The 18,979-nt window shown below is 72.7% G+C and carries 13 protein-coding genes; 9 read left to right on the top strand and 4 right to left on the bottom strand.

Going from position 1 to position 18,979, the window contains the following annotated elements; translation table 11 throughout:
* The first annotated feature begins 4 nt into the window (after nt 1-4).
* The 4 genes from Ari01nite_RS02450 to Ari01nite_RS02440 all read left to right on the top strand — a co-directional run bounded on the left by Ari01nite_RS02450 (nt 5) and on the right by Ari01nite_RS02440 (nt 3,668).
* The gene (locus Ari01nite_RS02450) at nt 5-1,501 is read left to right on the top strand and encodes a chitinase (protein WP_203778874.1); all 1,497 of its coding nucleotides are present in this window, start codon (nt 5-7) and stop codon (nt 1,499-1,501) included.
* Nucleotides 1,502-1,906: 405 nt separating this feature from the next.
* Nucleotides 1,907-2,155, top strand: a complete 249-nt coding sequence (locus Ari01nite_RS51255; protein ID WP_307837737.1) for a pectate lyase — start codon at nt 1,907-1,909, stop codon at nt 2,153-2,155.
* Nucleotides 2,098-2,256: a hypothetical protein gene (locus Ari01nite_RS49560; RefSeq protein WP_239162435.1), complete on the top strand. Its 159-nt coding sequence runs from the start codon at nt 2,098-2,100 to the stop codon at nt 2,254-2,256. Before Ari01nite_RS51255 ends, Ari01nite_RS49560 begins: the two co-directional genes overlap by 58 nt.
* Nucleotides 2,257-2,549: 293 nt before the next feature.
* On the top strand, nt 2,550-3,668 hold the full coding sequence (locus Ari01nite_RS02440) for a pectate lyase family protein (RefSeq protein ID WP_203778873.1): 1,119 nt from the start codon (nt 2,550-2,552) through the stop codon (nt 3,666-3,668).
* Between the two features lie 16 nt (nt 3,669-3,684).
* On the opposite strand, the gene Ari01nite_RS02435 is transcribed toward Ari01nite_RS02440, so the two are convergent.
* Entirely contained in the window at nt 3,685-4,641 is a 957-nt protein-coding gene (locus Ari01nite_RS02435) for a TIGR03885 family FMN-dependent LLM class oxidoreductase (protein ID WP_203778872.1), read from the bottom strand.
* Between the two features lie 109 nt (nt 4,642-4,750).
* Here Ari01nite_RS02435 and Ari01nite_RS02430 point away from each other — a divergent pair, with 109 nt between their 5' ends.
* Complete coding sequence (locus Ari01nite_RS02430; protein ID WP_203778871.1) at nt 4,751-5,860, top strand: PepSY domain-containing protein; 1,110 nt, start codon at nt 4,751-4,753, stop codon at nt 5,858-5,860.
* On the opposite strand, the gene Ari01nite_RS02425 is transcribed toward Ari01nite_RS02430, so the two are convergent.
* The gene (locus Ari01nite_RS02425) at nt 5,844-6,500 is read right to left on the bottom strand and encodes a response regulator transcription factor (protein ID WP_203778870.1); all 657 of its coding nucleotides are present in this window, start codon (nt 6,498-6,500) and stop codon (nt 5,844-5,846) included. The genes Ari01nite_RS02430 and Ari01nite_RS02425 overlap by 17 nt on opposite strands.
* Nucleotides 6,501-6,571: 71 nt before the next feature.
* Here Ari01nite_RS02425 and Ari01nite_RS02420 point away from each other — a divergent pair, with 71 nt between their 5' ends.
* The 3 genes from Ari01nite_RS02420 to Ari01nite_RS02410 all read left to right on the top strand — a co-directional run bounded on the left by Ari01nite_RS02420 (nt 6,572) and on the right by Ari01nite_RS02410 (nt 9,604).
* On the top strand, nt 6,572-7,933 hold the full coding sequence (locus Ari01nite_RS02420) for a sensor histidine kinase (RefSeq protein ID WP_203778869.1): 1,362 nt from the start codon (nt 6,572-6,574) through the stop codon (nt 7,931-7,933).
* A 90-nt stretch (nt 7,934-8,023) separates the two neighbouring features.
* A complete protein-coding gene (locus Ari01nite_RS02415; protein ID WP_203778868.1) occupies nt 8,024-8,362 on the top strand; it encodes a PepSY domain-containing protein in 339 nt (112 codons plus the stop codon).
* A gap of 54 nt (nt 8,363-8,416) precedes the next feature.
* The gene (locus Ari01nite_RS02410) at nt 8,417-9,604 is read left to right on the top strand and encodes a helix-turn-helix domain-containing protein (protein WP_203778867.1); all 1,188 of its coding nucleotides are present in this window, start codon (nt 8,417-8,419) and stop codon (nt 9,602-9,604) included.
* Nucleotides 9,605-9,620: 16 nt separating this feature from the next.
* Here Ari01nite_RS02410 and Ari01nite_RS02405 read toward each other — a convergent pair whose 3' ends face one another.
* Nucleotides 9,621-12,359 (bottom strand): AfsR/SARP family transcriptional regulator, encoded by a 2,739-nt coding sequence (locus tag Ari01nite_RS02405; protein WP_203778866.1) that lies wholly within the window; start codon nt 12,357-12,359, stop codon nt 9,621-9,623.
* Between the two features lie 80 nt (nt 12,360-12,439).
* Here Ari01nite_RS02405 and Ari01nite_RS02400 point away from each other — a divergent pair, with 80 nt between their 5' ends.
* Nucleotides 12,440-17,515, top strand: coding sequence for a fibronectin type III domain-containing protein (locus Ari01nite_RS02400; protein WP_203778865.1), 5,076 nt, complete (start codon nt 12,440-12,442; stop codon nt 17,513-17,515).
* 25 nt (nt 17,516-17,540) lie between these two features.
* Here Ari01nite_RS02400 and pntB read toward each other — a convergent pair whose 3' ends face one another.
* The gene (gene pntB, locus Ari01nite_RS02395; protein ID WP_203778864.1) at nt 17,541-18,977 is read right to left on the bottom strand and encodes a Re/Si-specific NAD(P)(+) transhydrogenase subunit beta; all 1,437 of its coding nucleotides are present in this window, start codon (nt 18,975-18,977) and stop codon (nt 17,541-17,543) included.
* Nucleotides 18,978-18,979: the final 2 nt, after the last annotated feature.

Below are 18,979 nucleotides of genomic sequence, written 5' to 3'. Positions count from 1 at the left end.
CGACATGTCTGAGCCCCGTCGCCGGCTGTCGCTCGTACGGATCATGGTTTTGGTCCTGGTGGTCACCGGTGCAGCCGGGACGCCGTTCGTCTTCCGCACGGTCACCGAGAAGCTGGAGACCGTGGCGGTGAAGTCGGCCTCCTCCTTCGCGCCATACGTGGACGTGACCGCGACCCCGCAGTACGCGTTCGAGGACCCCACCGAGTCGGCGGCCGGCAACGTGGTGCTCGGCTTCGTGGTGAGCAGCACCGCGGTGACCTGCCAGCCGAGCTGGGGCACCGCGTACTCGCTCACGACCGCGGCCACCGGCATCGACCTGGACCGGCGGATCGCCCGGCTGAGGCAGCGCGGCGGCGAGGTGACCGTGTCGTTCGGCGGCGCGCGCAACAACGAACTGGCCAAGACCTGCACCGACGAGACCAAGCTGGCGGCGGCCTACCAGTCGGTGGTCGACCGCTACCGGCTCACGTCGGTCGACTTCGACATCGAGGACGCCACGGCCGACCCGGTCGTCATCGGCCGTCGCGCCGCCGCCGTGCGTACCGTGCAAAATGCCGAGGAGGCCGCCGGCCGCAAGCTGGCGGTGTGGCTCACCCTGCCGGTCAGCCCGAACGGGTTGACGCCGATGGGCACCGCGGTCCTGAACGCCATGCTGGCCGCGAAGGTCGAGCTGGCCGGCGTGAACGCGCTAGTGATGAACTACGGCGGCTCCGGCGAGGGCCGCAGCATGTCGAGCCTGAACGCGTCGGCACTCACCGCGCTGGCCGGGCAGGTAGCGTCGGCGTACGCGAAAATCGGTGTGACGCTGAGCGAGGACGCGCGCTGGCAGCACGTGGCCGCGACCCCGATGATCGGGCAGAACGACACGCCCGACGACCGCTTCGAGCTGGTCGATGCGCGGGAACTGCTCGCCTTCGCCCGGGCTAGGCACATGCGCCAGCTGTCCATGTGGTCGGCGAACCGGGACAAAAGCTGCGGCGTCAACTACGCCGACCCGTTGGTGGTCTCGGACAGCTGCAGTGGCGTCGAGCAGAAGACGTCGGAGTTCACCACAATCTTTCAAAGCTTCGTGGGTACGACGACAGCGGTCGCCCCGTCCGCGGCGGTGACGGTGAAGCCCTCCGACGACCCGTCCACCTCGCCCTACCCGATCTGGAACTCGCTGACGTCGTACGCGAAAAACGCGAAGGTGGTCCGGCGGCACAACGTCTACCTGGCCAAGTGGTGGACCCAGGGCGACGTCCCGGACGCCCCGGTGGCCAACGACGCGGACACCCCGTGGACCCTGGTCGGCCCGGTGCTGGCCGGCGAGAAGCCGGCGGCGACGCCGACGGTCTCGGCCGGCACGTATCCGGCGTGGCTGCCCAACCACACATACGTGGCGGGCGACCGGGTGCAGTACCGCGGCGTTGCCTACCAGGCCAAGTGGTGGACGATCGGCGATCAGCCGGGCGCCGAGGTGAACGACCCGTCGGACACGCCGTGGCAGGCGATCTCCTGATCGGAGCGCACTTTGTGGGTGCGCTCGGGGCGGGCGGCCGGCAGGACGGCGCTCGCTGGGGCGTTTTGCCGCAAACGTCCGCCGTGGCCTTGCCGGGCGGATGGGGCCGGGCGGAGGGCAATCAGCTGCAACAATGGCGCAAATCGAGTAAGCAGAAGATTAGAATAGACGGGTATAAATCGCCCGGAGTACCACTAGCGTAACTTCCGGGCAAGCGCTTGCCGCTGCGTTCGGTGGAGCCGTCGCCATGGCGGTCCCCGCCGCCGTCGTCGGCGTCATGTCGCTCGGGGCCGAGGCCGCCACCTGACCGAGCGCCAAGAGCACCACCACGCTGACCGGCACCAAAGGCGGTCGGCGGCACCGTCGACGCCGGACTGGTCCGCTTCAAGGCCGGCGGCGCGATGGGTGACGGCGGCCAGAGCGAGAGCCGGAAGCCGCTGCTCGAGCTGGCCGACGGCGCCACGGCAGCTCGGCCGAGTACACGGTGGACGGCGGTGCCGCCAAGTCGGCCTCCGACAGGTCTTCCAGCACAATGGCGGCGGCACGCTGACCGTGAAGAACTTCGAGGTCAGCAACGTCGGCAAGCTGTACCGGTCGTGCGGCAACTGCAGCACCCGCACAAGCGGACGGTCGTGTTCCAGAACGTCACCGTGATCGCGTCGGGCAGTGAGCTGGCCGGCGTCAACGCGAACTACGGCTACACCGCGACCTTCTCGAAGATCACGGTCGGACATCACCTTCAAGTAGGGAAATGACCGCCCGGCGCGACGCGAGTTGCGCCGGGCGGAACTGCAACAAATAAATAGATTTGCATCAATCTTGTGAACTGGAAAGCGCTTACCTTATGGTGATGGCGCGGGGCCTCCAGAGCCCGCAGCCGCCATCCCGCCGGTGCGGCGAGCGTTCGGGCCCGGTCTTACGGCCGTAACCGGAACCCTGCGACGTGACTGTGCCGCCGGCTCGATGGATGTCCGAGGCGCGCACTCAATAAATGACTGTGGAAACGCGGCAGCCACCTCCCGCGTACCCTGCTCACCGAGGGGACAAAATGTCCAAATCGAGTTTCTGGCGCCGTTCGTCCGCGGCCCGCGCCACGGCCCTGGTCGCGGTGTCGACCCTGGCCGTCGGCGGCACCCTGCTCGCGGCCTCAGCCCAGGCCGCCACCGAAACGAACGCCGCCGCACCGAACGCCCAGCTCTACGCCGCTCCGATCGGTTTCGCGAGCGTGAGCGGCTACGGCCGGAACGGCACCACCGGCGGCGCGGGCGGCCCGACCGTCAACGTCTCCAACTACTCCCAGCTCGCGGCCGCCGTGGCCGACGACGCGCCGCGCATCGTCCGGGTCTCCGGCACGATCACCAACGGCGGCGGCGACATGCTCGACGTCGGCTCCAACAAGACCATCATCGGGGTCGGTTCCAGCGCCACGATCAGCGGCTTCGGCCTCGACATCAACGGCTGGGGCCCGGACGAGGTGGCCGTCGGCGGCGACACCTGCGACCCGGCCGAGAAGGACACCTTCACCCACGTGTCCAACGTGATCGTGCAGAACCTGTCGTTCCGGAACGCGGCGGACGACTCGATCAACGTGCAGTGCTACTCGGACCACGTGTGGATCAACTTCAACACCTTCTACCCGGCCAACGACGGCTCGGTGGACATCAAGCGGGGCTCGGACCTCGCCACCGTGTCCCGCAACCGGTTCGTCGGCACCGACAAGTCGATGCTGCTCGGCCACAGTGACAACAACGGTGCCCAGGACCGCGGCTACCTGCGCGTCACGTACCACCACAACTGGTTCGACGGCTCGAACACCCGGCACCCGCGGGTCCGGTTCGGTTACGCCCACCTGTTCGGCAACCACGTGGCGGTCAGCGACTACTTCATCGGCCTGGGCGTGGAGGGCAAGATCTACGCCGACGCCAACTACGTGGTCCGCGCCAAGACCATCACCCAGGACTTCGGCAACGCCAGCCTGACCTGGACCAGCAACAACTACTACAACACCGCGACCATCACCCGCGCCAACGACAGCGGCAAGACGATGGCCGACTGGCTGCGCATCGACAACAGAGTCGCGGCCCCGCCGTACAGCTACTCCGCCGGCTCCGCGCCCTCCAGCCCGCCGGCCGCGGGCGCCGGAGCGCCCGGGTCGGAGACTCTGTAGCGAGGTAACTGAGTAACTAACGCAACGCGGGCAGGACCTTGTCGCCGAACGTGGAAACGAACGGCATGAGGTCCTGCCCGACGTGGTGCAGGTAGATCCGGTCGAAGCCGAGCGACGCGTACTCCCGCAGCCACTCGATGTGCCGCTCCAGGTCGGCCGAGATGTTCACGACCTGGCGCACCTGGTCGACCGTCACGTTCTCGCTCACCACGTCGAAGTGCTCGACCGTTTCGAGGTCCCAGCAGACCGGCGGCTGGAAGATGTTGCTCCGCCACTGGTCGTGCGCCAGTGTCTCGGCCTCCTCCTCGGTCGGCGCCCAGCTCAGGTGCACCTGAAGGCAGACCGGTCCGCGGCCGCCGGCACCCCGGTACGCGTCGATCATCTGGCGCAGGCGGGCAACTGGCGCGTTGACCGTCACCAGCCCGTCGGCCCAACCGGCGCACCAGGCCGCGGTCTTGGTGCTGACCGCGGCGCCGATCAGCGGCGGCGGCTCGGCCGGACGGGTCCACAGCCGGGCCCGGTCGACCTTGACCAGGCCGTCCCGGGTGACCTCCTGACCGGCCATCAGCTCGCGGATCACGTCCACGCACTCGAGCAGCCGGGCCTCCCGTACCTCCTTGCGCGGCCACGGCTCGCCGGTGATGTGCTCGTTGCTGTACTCGCCGCTGCCCAGCGCGGTCCAGAACCGGCCCGGGAACATCGCCCCGAGCGTGCCGATGGCCTGCGCGATGATCGCCGGGTGGTAGCGCTGGCCGGGCGCGTTCACCACGCCGAACGACAGGTTGGTGGCCTGCAGCGCGGCCCCCAGCCAGGACCAGGCGAACGCGGACTGCCCCTGCCGGCTGCTCCACGGCGAGAAATGGTCGGAGCACATCGCCGCGTCGAAGCCGTGCCGTTCCGCCGCGACCACGGCGGCGAGCAGGTCGGTGGGCGGGATCTGCTCATGCGAGGCGTGAATGCCGTACTCCGTCATGTGCGTAGTGGTTACCCAGAGCAGTTGGTTAGGAATCGCCCAGGAGCCGAACCAGTTCGCCGGAACCGTCGTGTTGTCTTCACGCACGGCCGATGCGGCGGAGGTGGAGATGCGTGAGGTTTCGGCGCGACGCCCGGGTGGGGACTTCCCGGTGGCGGTCGATGCCGGCCTGGCGGCCGACCGGGCGCTCCGGGAGGCCGGCGGGGGCCGGCTTGCGGGCGTTCGGGTCGTCCGTGAGTCCGGCCGCGCCGTCTACCTGGTGCAGTTCGCCCGGGGCAGTTGGCTGTGCACCGCGACGGTGGACGCGGGCACCGGCGAGGTGACCGCGATCGCCGACGACGGCGTGAAAGTGCCGATCTCCGCGGTTCCCCCGCTGGGTGCGCTGGTGACGGCGCCGTCGGGGTTCGGCACGATCTGGGAGGTACGCGCGGCGGCCGGCGACCCGGCCGTCGCGTACGTCGCCACCGGGGCCGGGGTCGGCGTGGTTCGCCTGCGCCGGGGCCTGGCCTGGACGCTCGTCGTCGAGGACCACCACCGCACCGGCTGCGGCGCCACCCGCCAGGTGGTGCCGCTGCCCGGCGGGGTCGCGGGGATCACGGCCGGCGGCTGGCTGTTCCGGCTGGACGAGGCCGGCCGGATGCGGTGGCAGACCCGCCTGCCGGCCGCCGCGTCCGGGCTGGCCGCCGATCCGGTCGGCGAGCGGCTGGTGATCGCCACGAACGCGGGCGCGGTCGAGATCGACGCGGCGACCGGCGCGGCGGTCGGGGTGGTGCCCGGTTCGGTGCGCGCCGCGGCCTACCTGCCGGACGGCGACCTGGTGCTGGCCGGCCACTGCGGCCTGCTGACCGTGCCCGGCCGGTGGAGCTGCCCGACCGGCGAGTACCCCGAGCGGATGTGGGTACAGGACGGGCGGATCTACGTGGCCGGCGTCGGCGGCCTCAAGGAGATCCTGGCCGGCGAGGGCGTGGTCGGCCGCTGGTCGGTGCCCGGCGCCGAGGTGGTGGTCGAGTCCGCGGTGGTGACCGGCGACCGGGTCTTCACCTGCGCCAGTGGCTCCCGGGTCGACGAGCACACCTACGCCACCGCCGGGTACACCGGCCCGGTCGACGGCATGCCCGACGGGCCCGAGTCGATCACCCTGATCGGCGGCTCCTGGCTCCTGGCCGCACATCGTTGCGGCCTGCTCTCAGCGCACCAGCTGCCTACTCCGGCACGGTGAGCCGGAAGCCGACGCCGCGCCGGTTCTCGATCCAGCGCGGGTCGCCCAGCTTGCGGCGCAGCGTGGCGACGTGGAAGTCCAGCGTCTTGGTGTGCCCGAAGAAGTTCGGCTCCCACACCGTCTCCAGGATCCGGCGCCGGTCCACCACCGCGCCGGGGTCGGCTGCCAGAACGCAGAGCAGCTGGTATTCCTTCGGCGTGAGCGCCAGCGGCACGCCGTCCAGGCTCGCCTGCCGGGTGCGCTCGTCGATCTCCAGCGGGCCGAGGCGTACCGCGGGGGAGCGGCCGCCGACACCGGTGCGCCGGCTGATCGCCCGCATCCGGGCCACCAGTTCCCGGGTGCTGAACGGCTTCGCCACGTAGTCGTCGGCGCCGATCTCCAGGCCGAGAACCCGGTCGGCCTCGTCGCCGCGCGCGGTCAGCATGATGATGGGCACGTCGCCGGCCGCGCGCAGCCGGCGGCACACGTCGATGCCGTCGATGTCCGGCAGGCCCAGGTCGAGCAGCACGAAGTCGCCCGGCGGGGCGACCAGCGCGGCGGCGCCGGTGGCCACGTGGTGCGCCGCGATGCCGTACCGGCGCAGGCCGTCGACCAGCGGCTCGGCGATCGAATCGTCGTCCTCGACCAGGAGAATCTGCACGCCGGGTGGTACGGGCCACGGACGCCCGCGGTTGAACCGGTACGCCCCGGCCGGCCGTATTTCGAGCCGCCATGACTCGACGCCTGCTGTTCACCTACCTTTCGCTGGCCCTGGTGGTGCTCGCCGGGCTGGCGCTGCCGCTCGGCTACGTCTATCAGCGCAGCGAGCAGCAGCGCGCGTTCGCCCAGTTGGAGCACGACGCGGAGGTCCTGGCCGCGTTCATGGACACCGCGCTGAGCCGCGGCAACCCCGGCCAGGTGGTGCTGCTCGCGCACGAGTCGGCGCACCGCTGGGGCGGCGAGGTCGACGTGGTGGACGCCGCCGGCCGCCCGATGGCCGCCACCCGGCCGGAGGGCGCCACCCCGCTGCCGGCCGGCGACCTGCACGCGGTGCTGGCCGGTCAGGTGCAGATCAGCAGCGGGATGACCGAGGTGGCCGGGGTGCCGATGATGTCGGTGGCGGTGCCGCTCCACCCCGGCAACCGGGCCCAGGGCGCGCTGCGGGTCAGCGTGCCGACCGCCGCCATGAACGCGCGCATCCATCAGTTCTGGTACGTGCTGGCGATCGTCGCGGTGTCCGTGCTGGCCTGCGGCGCCCTGGTCGCGGTCGGCCTGGCCCGGTGGATCGGCCGACCCGTACGGCTGCTGGAAAGAGCGACCCGGAACCTGGCCGACGGTGCCGCGGCACCGGCCGCGCCCGCGGTGACCGGGCCGCCGGAGCTGCGCCGCCTGGCCGCCACCCTCGACGCCACCGCGACCCGGCTGCAGGACCTCATCGCGGCCCAGCGGTCCTTCGTCGGGCACGCCTCGCACCAGCTCAAGACCCCGCTGGCGGCGCTGCGCCTGCGGCTGGAGAACCTCGAGCCGGATGTGGCCGCGGGCGGCGAGGCCAACCTGCGCGCCGCCCTGGTCGAGACCGACCGGCTGGCCACCCTGGTCGACACGCTGCTGGCGATGACCCGCGCGGAGCACACCAGCCAGCCGTCCGAGCCGGTCGCGGTGGCCGACGCGGCGGGCGAGCGGGCCGCGGTGTGGCGGCCGGTGGCCGAGGACCGCGGCGTGACGCTGACCGTCCGCGGCCCGGACGACCTGTGGGTCCGGGCGATCCCGGGAGCGCTCGACCAGATCCTCGACAACCTGCTGTCCAACGCGCTGAACATCGCCCCGGCCGGCTCGACCATCGCGGTCACCTGGCGGGTGGTGGCCGGCCTGGTCGAGGTGCACGTGGTCGACGCGGGTGCCGGCCTCACCGACGACCAGCGGGACCAGGCCCTCCAGCCGTTCTGGCGGGCGCCGGGTGCGGCGAAGGGCGGTACCGGCCTCGGGCTGGCCCTGGTGCGCAAGCTGGCCGAGGCGAGCGGCGGCCGGGTCCGGCTGGACGCCGCCGAGCCCACCGGCGTGGACGCGGTCGTCGTTCTGCCAGGAATCGGTTAGGGCCGGGCGAGGCTTCGTCGCGGCCCTGACCCGCGGCCCGGCCGGCGGCGTACCTCCCGGTGACACCGACGCCGATCGTGGGAGGTTCCGATGCGCCGAATCATGCTGGTAGCGGTCACCGTTGCGGGGGTGGCACTGCCCCTGGTGGCCGGCACTGCCCTGGCTACCGCCAAAGACAGCCGGGACGACAGCGCGGGCTTTGAAATCGAGATCGACCCGGATCTGGACGCGCAGTTCGGCCCGCGCCCGGTCAACGCGGTCCAGGCGGCCGGCATCGTCGCCCAGCGCTTTCCCGGCGCCCGGGTTCTCGAGGCCGAACTCGACGAGCGCGCCGGCGGCCCGATCTGGGAGGTCGAGTTCCTGCTGCGCGGCGACGAGCGGGAGGTGGACGTCGACGCGGTGAGCGGCGCCGTGCTCGCCGACGACTGACCACCGGTACAGGCATGCACCACCCGGCCCGGCCGCCCTGGTTACCGTCGCGGCATGAGTCCACGACCTAGTCAGGACCCCACCATCGGGGAACGGATCCGGGCGCGCCGCCTGCTGCGTGGGTGGAGCATCCGGTACGCGGCCAGCCGGGCCGGAGTTTCACACGCCACCTGGAGCCGGATCGAGCGGGGACGGCAGGGGGCCGACAACCGGTTCATGCTGGCCGACATCGCCGGCGCGCTGGAGTGCGCCCCGGTCGACCTGGCCGGCACGCCGGTGCCGGCCGCCGACCGGGCCGCGGTGGCGGCGCACGCCGCGGTGCACGGCGTCCGGCAGGCGCTGGTCGACGTCGACCTCACCGAGCCGGCCGGCGAGCGGGCCGTGCCACCGATGACCGAGCTGACCCGGGTCGTCGAGCTCGCCGACTCGCTGCGGCAGGCCTGCGACTACGCCGGTACCGCGCGGCTGCTCCCGGACCTGCTGCGCAACCTGCACGCCGCGGCCGCGTGGCGGCTGCTCTGCCACGCCACCTTCATGGCCTCGTCGGTGCTGCGCAACCTGGGTTACCCGGCCGACTCCTGGCTCGGCGCCGAGCGGTGCCGGGACGCGGCCGAGGCCGCCGGCGACCCGGTGCTGCGCGGCTATGCCGGGTACGCCCGGGCCGGCGCGGCCACCGCCTGCGGTGCCTACCAGCGCGGGCTCACCCTCGCCGGCCGCGCGGTGGACGACCTGCGCCCGCACGCCGGGCTGCCGGGCGGCACCGAGGTGCTCGGCACCCTGCAGCTGATCTGCGCGTATGCGAGCCGTGGTCTGAAGAAGCTGGACGACAGCCGGCAGTGGCTGGCCGAGGCGGACGGGCTGGCCGGCCGCACCGGCGAGACCACCACGATGGGCCTCTACTTCGGACCGACCAACGTGGGCATCTGGCGGATCGGGGTCGAGGTCGACGGCGGCGACCCGGGCCGGGCCGCGGAGACCGCCCGCAGCACCAACCCGGCGGCCATCCCGGCCGGGTTCCGGCAGGTCTTCTACTACGCCGACACGGCTCGCGCGCTGGCCCGCATGCGCGGCCGGGACCGCGAGGCGGTGCGCTTCCTGCTGACCGCCGAACGGCTGGCGCCGCAGCACGTACACACCTCGGCAATGGCCCAGGAAACCACCCGGATGCTGCTGGAACGCTCCCGGCGACAGGCCGGCGGCACGGAACTGCGCGGCCTCGGCGAGCGCATGCAGGTCGCCTGACCTGTCACCGGATCAGCTAGCGGCCGGTCAGCTTCGCCCGCACCTTGGCGGCGTCCGGGTGACCCAGCTCGGTCAGCTCGGCGAGCGCGCGCCGCCACGACGTATCCGCGGCCGGTCCGTCGCCGGCCGCGGCGTACGCGTCACCCAGATTGATCAGCGTGGTGGCCGCCATGTACCGGCTGCCCTCCTCGGCGAAGAGGTCGACGGCCCGCCGGTAGGACGCGATGGCCCGGCCGTGCTCGCCGAGCCGGTGCTGCGCATACCCGATGCTGTCCAGGGTGGCCGCCTGCCCGTTCCGGTCGCCGATCGCGGTGTGCACCGCGAGGGCCTGCTCGCAGCGCTGCACGGCGGCCGCGAAGTCCTCGTCGAGGGCGTGGTACCAGCCGATGTTGTTGAGCGCGTTGGCCTGCCCGGCGTCGTGCCCGAGCTCCCGGTACAGCTCGTAGGCCCGGGTGGCGTGCTCGATCGCCTCCCGGTAGCGGCCCTGCACCTCCAGCACCCAGCCGAGGTTGTTGTGGGTGCGTGCCTGGCCGGGCCGGTCGCCGATCTCGCGGGACTGGGCAAGAGCGAGTTCCAGGTACGCGTTCGCCTCGTCGTACCGGTTCAGGCGGGCATTGACCAAACCCAGTCCGCGGTACGCGTGCGCCAGCCCGACGGGTTCGCCGGCCCGCTCCGCCGCGTCCCGGGCGGCGTGGTGGACCGCCAGGTGCTCCTGCCAGCGGCCCTTACGCTCGAAGTACTCCGAACCGGCCCAGGCCAGCCGCCACACGTACCCGTCGAAGCCGGTGGCGGCGGCCCAGGAGACCGCGCCGAGCAGCACCGGTTCCTCGGCGGTGAACCAGGCCAGCGCCGCGTCCCGGTCGGCCGGCCGCTCCGGCTCGACGCCGGGGGCGGGTGGCGCCAGCTCGATCGGGTCGCGGTGCGGCCGCAGCAGCAGGGCGGCCCGGTGCGCGGTGTGCAAATAGTGGTCCAGCACCCGGCGGGTGGCCGCGGCCCGGTCCGCCGCGCTGTCGGTGCCGGCCAGCTCGGCCGCGTACGCGCGCAGCAGGTCGTGGAACGCGTACCGGCCCGGCCGGTACTCGGCGATCAGGTTGGCCCGCACCAGCTCGGCCAGCACCGCCCGGGTCTCGGCCGCCGGCAGCCCGGCCAGCCCGGCCGCCGCGCCCGCCGACAGATGCGGCCCCGGGTGCAGCCCGAGCAGCCGGAACATCCGGGCGGCCGGGGCCGGCAGCGCCCGGTACGACGCGTCGAACACGGCCCGCACCCCGAACGTGTCCAGCGCGCCCAGCTCGTCGGCCAGCTCGCGCAGCGGGAACGCCGGATAGGTGACCGCCCGGGCCGCCACCACGGCCAGCGCCAGCGGCAGTCGCGCGCACCGGTCCACGATGGCGTCCACCGCCGCCGGGTCGGCGCCCAGCCGCGCGGTGCCGATCCGCTCGGCGAGCAGCCGCCGGCAGCCGGCCGGGTCGAGCACGTCCAGCAGCATCGGGTGCGCGCCCTCCGCGGCGATCAGCCCGGGCAGCTGGTTGCGGCTGGTCACCAGCACCACGCAGGCGGACGAGCCGGGCAGCAGCGGGCGGACCTGGTCCTCGTCGCGGGCGTTGTCGAGCAGCACCAGCATCCGGCGGCCGGCCAGCGTGCTGCGGTAGAGCGCGGCCCGCTCGGCCAGCCCGGCCGGGATGCGCGCGGGCGGCACCGCCATCGCCTCGAGGAAGCCGCGCAGCGCCTCGGCCGGCTCGACCCGGGCGTCGTCCCGGTCGAAGCCGCGCAGGTTGACGTAGAGCTGGCCGTCCGGGAACCGGCCGGCGACCCGGTGCGCCCAGTGCACGGCCAGCACGGTCTTGCCCACCCCCGCGGTGCCGGAGACCGCGGTGATCACCACGGCGGTGGGCCGGCCGGCGGCGGTCGCGAGCAGGTCGTCCAGCACCGCCAGCTCGCCGTCCCGGGCGGCGAATCCGCGCAGGTCGAGCGGCAGCTGCGCCGGTCGGTCGGCGGCCACCGCCGGTGCGGCCAGGGCCGGGTCGGCGTCCAGGATGCGCCGGTGCAGCGTCTGCAACGCCGGGCCCGGCTCGACCGCCAGCTCGGCGTCCAGCGTCGCGCGGACGGTCCGGTAGGCGGCCAGCGCGTCGGCCTGCCGGCCGGCCCGGTAGAGCGCGAGCATCAGCTGCTCGGCGAACCGTTCCCGGAGCGGCTCCTGTCCGGTCAGCCGCTGCAGCTCGCCGACCAGCTCGTCGTGCCGGCCCAGCCGCAGGTCGGCCTCGATCCGCCACTCCAGCGCCTGGAGCCGCTGCTCGTGCAGGTGCGCCGCCTCGCCCTGCTGGATCGACCGCGCGGTGACGTCGGCGAACGCGGGGCCGCGCCACAGGTCCAGCGCGGCGCCGAGCCGCTCCCGGGCCGCCGGCCAGTCGCCGGCCCGTGCCGCGTCCCGGCCGGTCGCGACCAGGCCGGTGAACTGCCGCAGGTCGAGTTCGTCGTCACCGGCCTCGACCAGGTAGCCGGGCGCGCGGGTGATCAGCCGGGCCGCCGCCCGCGGGCCGACCGAGCGGCGCAGCAGCTTCATGTAGTTGCGCAGGGTGGCCCGGGCGCCGGGTGGCGGGTCGCCGTCCCAGACCACCTCGGCCAGTTCGTCGAGCGGGATGGCGCGGCCGGCCTGCAGCAGCAGCGCTGCCAGCAGGCTGCGGTGCCGGGCCACGGGCACCGGACGGACCCCGTCGTCGTCCAGGATCACCAGCGGGCCGAGGACCCCGAAGCGCATCCGCTACCCCAACCACACGTTTTCGTCACGCGACGTCGGGACCCTAACACCAGTTTGGACCGTCACGGGGGGTGTAGGTCATGCGACAACGGTTGATCCAGTTGGTCGTTCTGGTGCTGCTGATGGGGGCCGGCGTCGTCGCCGTGGGGGCGGTGCAGGCGACGCCGGCCCGGGCCGACGTGCAACCGGCCGGCGGGCAGTACCACCCGGTGACCCCGGCGCGCATCGTCAGCGCTGCGTCGGTGGCCGGCGGGGCGACCTACACGTTCAACCCGCTCGGCAAGGGCGGGCTGCCGGGCACCGGGGTGTCCGCGGTGTCGCTGAACCTCACGGTGGTCAACGGCGGCACCGGCAGCGGTGTGATCATCGCGTATCCGGCCGGCACCACCCGCCCGCCCACCTCGACCACCAACTACGCGGCCTCGATGACGGCCGCCAACGCGGTGATCGTGTCGCTCGGGCCGGACGGACAGGTGTCGGTGCTGAACACCGGCACCAGCGCCGGGACGGTGACGCTGCACATCGACGTGGCAGGCTGGTACGCGGCGGCCGGCGCGGTGCTGCCCGGCTCGGCGTTCGTGCCGGTCACGCCGGCCCGGATCGTCGCCGCGGTGGCGGTCACCCCGGCGGCCCCGCTCGCGGTAGCGCCGCTGGGCCAGGCTGGGATTCCGACCGCGAACGTGTCGGCGGTGGTCGCGCACGTCACGGTCACCTCGGCGACGCCGGGCAACCTCACCGCGTACCCGGACGGCGCCACCAGGCCGGGCACGCCGCAGCTGTACTGGCCGACCACCGGCCCGTTCACCACCCAGGTCACCGCGCTGCTCGGCACCGGCGGCCGGTTCCGGGCGCACGTCACGCAGAATGCGACGGTGACCGTGGACGTGGTCGGCTACTTCCGGACCGCGGAGGCCGACACGCCCGGCACGTCATTCGTCGGTGTCACCCAGGCCCGTGCTTTGAACGGGGTGATCGTCCCGGCGACCACCACGAGCACGTACCCGCTGGCCGGCGCGAACGGCATCCCGGCCACCGGGGTGACCGCGGTGGCGTTCAACCTGACCGCGGACGACCAGGGCGCGGCCGGCGCGGTCAGCGCGTGGGCGGCCGACGTGCCCCGCCCGGTGGCCCGCCAACTGTCCTACCGGGTGGGCGTGCACGCGGCCACGCTCCAGGTCAGCAAGCTCAGCCCGGACGGCAGGATCTCGATCTACAACAGCGGCAGCATGCCGGTCCGGCTGCTGCTCGACGTGGTGGGCTACTACCGGCCGGCGACCGCGCCGGCCGCGCCCGCCGGGGTGACCGCGCTGCCGGACGACGGCGGGGCGACGGTCTCCTGGTCGGCGCCGGGCGACGGGGGCGCGGCCATCACGCAGTACCAGGTGACCGCGTCGCCCGGCGGCGCCACCGCGACCACCGCCGACACCAGCGTGCGGGTCGGCGGGCTGACCAACGGCACCGCGTACACGTTCACGGTGAAGGCGGTCAACGCGGTCGGCACCTCGGCCGCCTCGGCGCCGTCGGCCGCGGTGACGCCGGTGCCACCGGCCGCGCCGGGGCCCGCATTCGTCACCGACGTCATCCCGCGCGACGGCGGTGCGACGGTGAGCTGGAGCCCACCGCCCAGTGGGGCCGGCACGGTCACGGCGTACCTGCTCAAGGCCACCCCCGGCACTGTCAGCCGGCAGGTCGGCGGCGACCTGAGCAGCGCGGTGCTGACCGGGCTCAGCAACGGCACCGAGTACCGGGTGACGGTGACCGCGATCAACGGCGCGGGCACCGGCCAGCCGTCCGGCCCGTCCAATGTCTTCGTGCCGGTCGCCGCCGAGGTGCCGCTGCGGCCCCCGGTGACCGCGGTGATCGCGCTCAATCAGCGTGTCGACCTGCAGTGGGTGGCGCCCCTCGACGGCGGGGCCGACATCACCGGTTACCGGGTCACCGTGCACCCGGGCGCCCGGGTGATCACCGTGCCGGCCGGCACCACGGTCACCTCGGTGACCGGCCTGACCAACGGCACCGCGACGACGTTCGCGGTGGCCGCGGTCAACAAGGCGGGCACCGGTCCGGCCGAGACGGTCACCGCCACGCCGGTCGCTGCCCGGGTGCCGGCCGCGCCGACCGACCTGCGGGTCACGGTGCCGGCCGGCGGGCAGTTGACGGCCGAGTGGACGCCGCCGGTGGACACCGGGACCGGGCCGGTCACCGGTTACACCGTGACCGCCGCGCCGGGCGGTGCCAGCGTGACGGTCGCCGCCACGGCCACCTCGGCGACCCTGACCGGGCTGGCCGCCGCCACCGGCTACACCCTGACCGTGCGCGCCACCAGCGCGGCGGGGGCCGGCCTGACCGCCACCTCGGCGGCGGCGACCAAACCCGCGGTCACCGTCCGGGACGCGGTGGTCGTGCTCACCGCCGCTTCGCTGGCCACGCTTCACCTCGTACGGGAAAACGGGCAGTTGATCTTTATGCAGCCGCCGGCCCAGGTCACCGGTCTCACCGTGGGTGCGATCGTGGTGGTGACCGAGTCCGCCGCGGCGCCGCAGGGCTTCCAGGGCCGGGTCACCGGGCTGACCAACCGGTCCGGCACGGTCACCGTGAACACCGTGCCGGCGTCGCTGACCGAGGCGGTCACCAACGGCGGCTTCGCGCTGAGCACCCGGCTCAGCACGGCGGACGTGGCGTCGTTCACCCCGCTGTCGCCGGGCGTGCGGCTGGCCGAGCCGACGATCGGCGGGAAGACCGCCCGGCAGGGTGCCGCGGTCGCCGACCCCACCGAGCCGCGCTCGGAGGTTCCGGACGTCACGCTCCGGGACGGCAAGGTGATCGTGGAGCTGGAGAGCGTGCCGAAGTCCGACGAGCGGGGCCGCGGTGGCAACGTGCGGGTGCAGCTCGAGCTTGATCCGAGCTGGGACGCCTACGGGCACATCACCAACGGCGAGGCCGCGTTCCGGGTGGCCCTCGAGGCCGACACCGAGACGCAGGTGGTGGGCAAGGTGGGCTATGTCCGCGGCTACGACAAGGAGTGGCAGCTGGGCCGGTTCAAGCTCGCCTGCATCCGCTTCATGCTCGGCCGGTTGCCGGTCAAGGCGTGCGCGGAGCTCGTCTACACCGCCAAGATCGCGGTGACCGCGTCCGGCGGGGCGGCCATCTCGGTGACGTACAGCCGCTCCGTCATGGCCGGCGTCGACGTGGGCACCGGCGGGGTCGTGCCGGTGGGTTCCTCGACCAGGAACGCGGGTGCGGACCCGGCGCCCACCGTCCGGCCGTTCGGCAGCGCCAAACTCAACGTCGACGTGCCGGCTGCGCTGCGGATGTTCTTCAACAGCCTGGGCGGCCCGGCGGTGACGGTCACCCCGAACATCGAGTTCTTCGCCGACACCACCGAGGACCCGTACTGGTGGGAGCTGCGGGGCGGGGTGCGGGTCAGCGTCTCGCTGGAACACGAGCGGTTCTTCGGCTCGGATGGCGAGCTGGGCAGCAAAGACGTGGTCAACCTGTACGACCCGCTGCTGCATGCCCCGGGCAAGTTCAGCGGCTTGACGATCGTCCCGGAGGATCCACAGGGCGCACCCAACCAGCCGGTGGACCTGGACGTCACGATCGTCAGCTATCCGGCCGACCTCGTGGTGCGCTGGATGGTGGTGTGGGGCCCGGGCACCATCGACTCGGTGACCGGCGTCTACACCTCGCCGACCTCGGGCGCGGCCGAGATCAAGGCATACAGCCTGCCGACCGGCACCCAGCCGCTGCTGGAGGCCACCATCGGCGTGCTGATCGGCGGCGGTACGCCGAGCGCGCCGCGCGGGGTGATCGCCGAGCCGGCGCCGTTCGGGGCGCTGGTGACGTGGCAACCGCCCGACCATCTGAACGGTCTGTTCCTGCAGGGCTACGTCGTCACCACCGATCCGTCGACCTCGTCGGTCTATGTGTCGGCGCTCCAGGACCGCAAGGCCACCATGCGCGGGCTCAAACTCGGTGTCGACTACAAGATCAAGGTGCAGGCGATCAACAGCGCCGGCAACAGTCCGCCCGCCGCTTGGCCGAGTCTGCTGCGCCCCACCGATGCCAGCTTCCCGCCGCTGGGCGGCGCGCCGAGCAACGTGGCGACCGGCGATCCGCTGGCCGGCTGGGTGCCGCAGGGGGTGAATCCGGTGCTGTCCCGCGACGGTCGCTACGTGTTCTTCGCGCTCACCCCGTCCAGCCCGCTGGCCCCCCTCGAGATGGCCGGCCAGCACGGCGGCCAGTTCCTGGTGCGCCGCGACCTGATCACCGGCTGGATCGACCTGGTCAGCCGGGAGGCGGACGGCTACACCCCGACGACGGTCGGCCAGCACATCTCGGTGGACGGCTCCGGCACCGTGGTGTCCTATGTCGCCACACCCCGGACGCAACCGGTGACGGTGCTGGTGAACAACCTCGCGACGAACACGGTCAGCTCGGTGGTGACCGGATCGTTCAGCCCGGTTGCCGGTGGCGGGGGATACCGGCTCAGCGCGAACGGTCAGTACCTGGTGCTCCTGGTGGGCAACTCATCCGGTCTCCAAGTGATCTACCGTTACGACCTGATCAACCGGACGAACATCGTGGTGAGCCGGTGCTGGATCGCGTATGTCTGCCCGCCTAACACCGGCATCTGGGATATGCCAGACATCTCCGCCGATGGCCGGTACGTCCGGGTGGTCGAGCAGGTGCCGGTGCCCGGCTCCGACTCGTTCAGGCTCCAGAACATCCTGTACGACACCCAGACCGGCGGCGTGCGGACGCTCTACCCCGACCAGCAGGACTCGGCCGACACCCGCGTGTTCATCAGCGCGATCTCCGCGGACACGTCCACCATCGGCGGCAACACCCGGTGGCTCGCCGGCACCCCGAAGGGCGCGTTCGTCAAGCGCAGCCTCACCGCGAACCTGGCCACCTCGGACATCGTCTACTCCGTCGGCCAGGGCGGCCAGATGATCCAGGAATTCAGCTACGACGGACGGAGCGCGATCATCCTGGACTGGGCCGCGAACGGCGTCACCCTCGACGTCTCGGCCTGGCGCGGCACCTCCATCGGGCTGGCCGGCCGGGCCCGGCACGCGTCCCTGAGCGGCGACGGCCGCACGGTGGTGTGGTTGCGGCACGACATCCCCGGCATCTGGGTGCAGCGCCTCTGACCCGGCGCGCCGGCGGGCGCCCCGGCTAGACCGGGGCGCCCGCCGTCACGGCTCGCAGGATGTCGTCGACCCGGTCCTTCGCGTCGCCGAAGAGCATGGCGCTGTTGTCGCGGAAGAACAGGGGATTCTGAACGCCGGCGTAGCCGGACGCCATCGAGCGCTTGAACACCACCACGTGGTCGGCCTCCCACACCCGCAGCACCGGCATGCCGGCGATCGGGCTGGCCGGGTCGTCCATGGCCGCCGGGTTCACCGTGTCGTTGGCGCCGATCACCAGCACCACCGAGGTGCCCGCGAAGTCGTCGTTGACCTCGTCCATCTCCAGGACGATGTCGTAGGGCACGCGGGCCTCGGCGAGCAGCACGTTCATGTGCCCGGGCAGGCGGCCGGCCACCGGGTGGATGCCGAACCGGACGTTCACGCCGCGGTCGCGCAGCACCCGGGTCAGCTCGGCGACGCCGTGCTGAGCCTGGGCCACCGCCATCCCGTAGCCGGGCGTGATGATCACCGAGTCGGCCGAGGCCAGCAGGTCGGCGACGCCCTCGGCGGTGGTCTCGCGGTGCTCGCCGTACTGCTTGTCGTCGGCCGGGCCGGCCTCGATGCCGAAGCCGCCCGCGATGACCGAGATGAACGACCGGTTCATCGCCTTGCACATGATGTAGGACAGGTACGCACCGGACGAGCCGACCAGCGCACCGGTGACGATGAGCAGGTCGTTCTCGAGCAGGAAGCCGGCCGCCGCGGCCGCCCAGCCGGAGTAGCTGTTGAGCATCGACACCACCACCGGCATGTCGCCGCCGCCGATCGACGCCACCAGGTGCCAGCCCAGCGCCAGTGCGATCACGGTGACCAGAATCAGCAGCCAGAGCTGCGGCGACACCACGAACCAGGCGGTGAGCACCGCGAAGGCGGCCAGCGCGCCCAGGTTCAGGGCGTTCTTGCCGGGCAGCATCAGCGGGCTGGACTTCATCCGGGCGCTCAGCTTGAGGAATGCCACGATCGACCCGGTGAAGGTGACCGCGCCGATGAACACCCCGATGAAGACCTCGGCGCTGTGGATGCCGAGCATCTCCTGGGCCCGCAGCGCCCCGGCCTCGGCGCCGGTCAGGTCGGCCTCGACGTGGAGGTAGCCGTTCCAGCCGACCAGCACCGCGGCCAGGCCCACGAAGCTGTGCAGCAGCGCGATCAGTTCCGGCATCCCGGTCATTTCGACCTTGCTGGCCCGGTACAGGCCGATCGCGGCGCCGACCAGGGTCGCCACCAGCAGCAGGATCAGCGCGGTGCTGTTCAGGTCGTGCGCGATCGCCAGCGCGACGGTCGCCACCAGCGCCACCGTCATGCCGGCGATGCCGAACGCGTTGCCGGCCTTCGCGGTCTCGTGCTTGGACAGGCCGGCCAGCGCCAGGATGAAGAGCAGCGCGGCGACGATGTACGCGGCCTGTGCCGCCGTTTCGATGGTCATCG

Origin of the sequence: Paractinoplanes rishiriensis (assembly GCF_016862375.1) — a bacterium.
Taxonomy (GTDB): Bacteria; Actinomycetota; Actinomycetes; order Mycobacteriales; family Micromonosporaceae; genus Actinoplanes; species Actinoplanes rishiriensis.
This window is presented reverse-complemented; position numbering and strand designations above follow the sequence as displayed.